Origin of the sequence: Parvibaculum indicum, assembly GCF_011762095.1 — a bacterium.
Taxonomy (GTDB): Bacteria; Pseudomonadota; Alphaproteobacteria; order Parvibaculales; family Parvibaculaceae; genus Parvibaculum; species Parvibaculum indicum.
In genome coordinates this window covers 1-4,314 of record NZ_JAASQO010000031.1, presented here as the reverse complement: position 1 = coordinate 4,314, position 4,314 = coordinate 1, and the positions used below count along the sequence as shown (strand labels likewise).

4 protein-coding genes are annotated in these 4,314 nt (G+C 57.1%); 3 read left to right on the top strand and 1 reads right to left on the bottom strand.

Annotation, left to right across the window (positions count from 1 at the left end):
- The 3 genes from dcm to FHS78_RS19730 all read left to right on the top strand — a co-directional run.
- Window positions 1-1,005: DNA (cytosine-5-)-methyltransferase (gene dcm, locus FHS78_RS19135; RefSeq protein ID WP_167096107.1), on the top strand; the 1,005-nt coding region annotated here is incomplete at its 5' end.
- Window positions 998-1,453 (top strand): very short patch repair endonuclease, encoded by a 456-nt coding sequence (locus FHS78_RS19130; protein WP_167096105.1) that lies wholly within the window; start codon window positions 998-1,000, stop codon window positions 1,451-1,453. The genes dcm and FHS78_RS19130, both read left to right, overlap by 8 nt.
- On the top strand, window positions 1,450-2,820 hold the full coding sequence (locus FHS78_RS19730; RefSeq protein ID WP_167096103.1) for a type II restriction endonuclease: 1,371 nt from the start codon (window positions 1,450-1,452) through the stop codon (window positions 2,818-2,820). Before FHS78_RS19130 ends, FHS78_RS19730 begins: the two co-directional genes overlap by 4 nt.
- Before the next feature lie 183 nt (window positions 2,821-3,003).
- On the opposite strand, the gene FHS78_RS19120 is transcribed toward FHS78_RS19730, so the two are convergent.
- Window positions 3,004-4,122, bottom strand: coding sequence for a DUF5677 domain-containing protein (locus tag FHS78_RS19120; protein WP_167096101.1), 1,119 nt, complete (start codon window positions 4,120-4,122; stop codon window positions 3,004-3,006).
- Between the last annotated feature and the right edge of the window lie 192 nt (window positions 4,123-4,314).

Here is a 4,314-nt window from a genome sequence, read left to right as displayed (position 1 = left end):
CGGACCTATCGCGCGAACTTCCCCGACGATCACGACATTGCCGGTGACATCACGAAGGTGAATGCCGACGAGATCCCGGAGCACGACGTGCTGCTCGCAGGCTTCCCCTGCCAGCCCTTCTCGATTGCCGGCGTCTCCAAGCTCGGTTCGCTCGGGCGTCAGCACGGCTTCATGGACAAGACGCAGGGCACGCTCTTCTTCGACGTGCTGCGCATTCTGAAGCACCATCGCCCGGCAGCCTTCCTGCTCGAGAACGTCAAGAACCTGCGCAGCCACAACAAGGGCGACACGTTCCGCACCATCGTCGGCGCGCTGGAGAACGACCTCGGCTACAGGATCAGCTGCCGCATCGTCGATGCGAAGGGCTATGTCCCGCAGCACCGGGAGCGCATCTTCATTGCGGGCTTCCGCGAGGATACGGGCTTCGACTTCGACCGGCTCGAGTTCCGGGATCCCAAGACGGGCCCGACGCTTGAAGAGATCCTCCACTCCTATGACGAGGACCCGGAGGGCCACTACACCACTACGAAAAAGATCGGGCGCCTTGGCAACGTGACAGCCGCTGACGACCGCTACACGCTCTCCGACAAGCTCTGGACCTATCTCCAGGGCTATGCCGCCAAGCACCGCGCGGCCGGCAACGGCTTCGGCTTCGGGCTCAACACCCCGAAAGACAAGGCCCGCACCCTCTCGGCCCGCTACTACAAGGACGGCAGCGAGATTCTGATAGCACAGGCCCGCAAGAACCCGCGCCGCCTGACGCCCCGGGAATGCGCCCGTCTGATGGGCTTCGATCCCGACCGGGAGACCCGGATGGACATTCCGGTCTCCGACACCCGCGCCTACAAGCAGTTCGGCAATGCAGTGGTGGTCCCGGTGGTCGCGGAGATCGCGCGCTACATGAAGCCGCATGTGATGCGGATCCTCGATCCGGGCGAACTCTTCGAGGCGGCCGAACCCTTCACCCCGGAACCATCGGAAGAGCTGCGCCTCGAACTTGGCTGACACCGTCTCACCGGAAACCCGCAGCCGGATGATGTCCGGCATCAGGGGGAAGAACACGAAGCCGGAGCTTCTGATCCGCCGCGGGCTGCATGCCCGCGGCTTCCGCTTCCGGCTTCATGTGAAGGACCTGCCCGGCAAGCCGGATCTGGTCCTCCCCCGCTACCGGGCGGTGGTGTTCGTAAATGGCTGCTTCTGGCACGGCCATGACTGCCATCTCTTCAAATGGCCGAAGTCCCGGGAGGAGTTCTGGCGCACCAAGATCCGGACCAACCGTGCCAATGACAAGAAACACCTCGCCGCCCTCCGGGAGAAAGGCTGGCGCGTGCTGGTCATCTGGGAGTGTGCGCTCAAAGGCCGGACGAGACGCGATCCGGATGAGGTTCTATCATCCGCTGCAGCCTGGCTGCGCAGCGACAGGGATATCGGAGAGATCAGGGGGAGAGTGTGACTGCACAGAAAGAGATGGCGTTCGGGCAATCGGGAACGGATGCAGATCTGCTCGCCCGTTTGTTTGACCGGGCGGATCAGGTCCTCGTCAAGAAGCTCTCCAACAATGACCGCGACTGGGCGCGCCACAAAAACAAGCATCAGGCCGGCGTCTATATCCCGCACGAGCAGAGAGACGGCGGCTTCTTTCCTGCCCTGCAAGCGAAGGAGAGGAAAGAAGAAGGCGCCGAGATCCGGGAGGTCTATTTTCCGACCGTATGGCCGCAGCTGGCTGATGAGGAGAAGCTGACCCGACTGGTCCACTACACCAGCAAAGGCCAGGAAACCCACATGACCGGCCTGCCAAAAGAGGCCTTCGCCGAGCTCCTTCCCGCGTCGTTCCTCGTGATGGGACGCATATCGAAGGACGACGGGTACAGATACGAATGCCTGACGATCGACTCCGACAGCGATGAAGCCATTCTTCTGGCCGAGATGTTCGACATCGACGCCACCTTCATGGTGGCCGTGCTGGATCCTGCCGAGGTCCGAGCCAGAGAGCGCGAACGTATTCTGGACTTTGCCGAACAGGTAATCGCGGCCTGGGAGAAAGGCAGGATCGCGGAATTCGCGAAGACCAATGCTACGATGCCGCCGACCGCAGAACTGGCGCATAAGGCGCGCAACGCCTTTCTGGAGAAAAACGGTCTCGAGAAGCTCGATCCCTTCACCCTTGAAAACCCGGGCGACGTCCTGCGGGAGATCAGTCGCAGTATCGAATGGGAGCTCTTCAAGGAATTCCAGAGAAGGGAGAGAGCTGTCGAACTGGTACGGCTGGTGCTGGGCGACAAGCCACGCAAGATAACCGCGTCAGAGGTGATCCGCAGGCTCGTCGACGAACTCCCGGCAATAGACGCGCTGATGCTTTCTGCCAGCCAGCAGCGCAAGTCGCGGGCGGGTTATTCCTATGAGCATCACATAGAGGCCATGCTTCTCGGCGGAGAGATCCCCCACGAAAAGCAGGTCGTCATTGCCTCGAGGAAACGCCCCGACTTTGTTCTGCCGTCGCTCGCCTTCGTCGACAGCAATACAGAGGATGCAGCGACGGGCCTGATCCTCAGCGCCAAGACCACACTTCGCGAGAGATGGAAACAGGTCGAACGCGAGAAAGGCGGGCGTCAGCTGTTCCTCACAACGGTTGATGAAAACATTGCCGGCAGCACGATCGAGGACATGGACTCCATCGGTGTCTGCCTGGTTATTCCCGAGAGTCTCAGGAAGTCCAAGGAAACGGAATACTGCGGCCACGACAACGTGGTGAGCTTCAGGGAGTTTTGCGATGAGTTCGTGCAACCTCATCTGATCTTGTGGAATGCCGCGATGGCGTGATCCCCCAAAGGACTTGAACTTCGATCCTGCATGATCTTCTTTGATAGGCCTCCCCTTTCAGACTCGCGCCCGGTAATCGAATGCTTCTGCCCAATCGTTGCTACCAACGAACACTTAGAATACTCGCGCTACCGGACTGCCCCAGCCACTCATAGCAACACGCCGTAAGGTTTGGATTCCATCTCATTGTTCACTCAAAAACTCCAGGTGATCCCTTTCAAGTTTTCGAGCTGCCTTGCGACATTCATTCACAACCCGGTCTCGCAAAACAACTAAGCTCTGCATTCTTATTTGTGCTTCCAAATCGCTCAGCTTTCCAAAAACAAGCGATGTTATTTGCATCAATGAATAGGCTGTATTGATAGCAGGAATATCCAATCCCGCATTAACCGCGCCGGCATGGATAAATTGCTCGCCCCCTATGGAGCCAAGTGTTCTGATGGTGCCTGCGGCTCCGGCATGAATCTTGTGGCTAGACCATTTGTAGTCTGGCGGGAGCGCTCCCCAATCCACAGCCTCTTCCAAATCTCGAAAACGCGGGTGATTTTTACACAGATTATGCGCCGCCCATCCATATGGCTTTGCAAAGGATTCCCCAAATTCAGCGAGCACACTCCGAAACTCTTCTTCCAACTCCTTCTGCTCACCCACGAGCTTTTCAGGCTCATAGACTTTGTCATGGTATCGAAACTCATTCACAAGCGCCTCACGCATGCTGACAATATCGTGGGCCAAGTAACGGTCGGCTATCTCGTCACCAAAACGGTCAATGACCAGAGCAAAAACTGATATTTCGTAAAGCGTACGCCATCGAGCGTATGCGCCGTCTGGCAATCCGCTTTCAAGCAAAGTCAGAATTTCCAGCGTCGTTTGGCACGCTCGCATATGCAGCATCGTGATGGCTTGCCGCCTGAGTAATCCAGTTTTAGCCTTTGAACGCGCCAGCTTATCTGCGAACTCCTGCCCTACCTCGCGCGAGGCAATCAGCATCATTCGAAGCGGATCAAGTCCAGCGCTCCAACGCAAATTGAGTCGGTCGCGAAAGAGCTGCATCTGATTTCGTTCGTCTATTCGCTCTTCGGGCCAACGCCCCTCAAGGCTCTTTACTACAAGCTTCGCTCCGTCTTTGACCGTTTTGCGGATTACTTTGGGCAGCGATTTATCCAAAAAAAGCTTCACGTCTTTTTCTAGTTCGTCAGCATCTTGTTTGGAAAGTTTTATGCTTAGATTCGTTATCGGACCTTCCTCTCCATTGTTCCAATAGAAGGTCTCACCGCTCTGCGTCAGGATGTGTTGCGTCAATGAGTCGAGAAAAGCTTTCTCTTCAATTCCCTGTTCTCTAAGCTTTTTTTCCAGTAGGCGGCGAAGGAGTTGACCCGGAACTTTCTGAACCTGCTTTTCTAGTGGATTGATTCCAACGTTTGGAACCCTCGGTTTCTGGCGGCGATGATTTGATCGGGGTCAGCCTTCCAGACGAAGGGTTTTGGGTTTTCG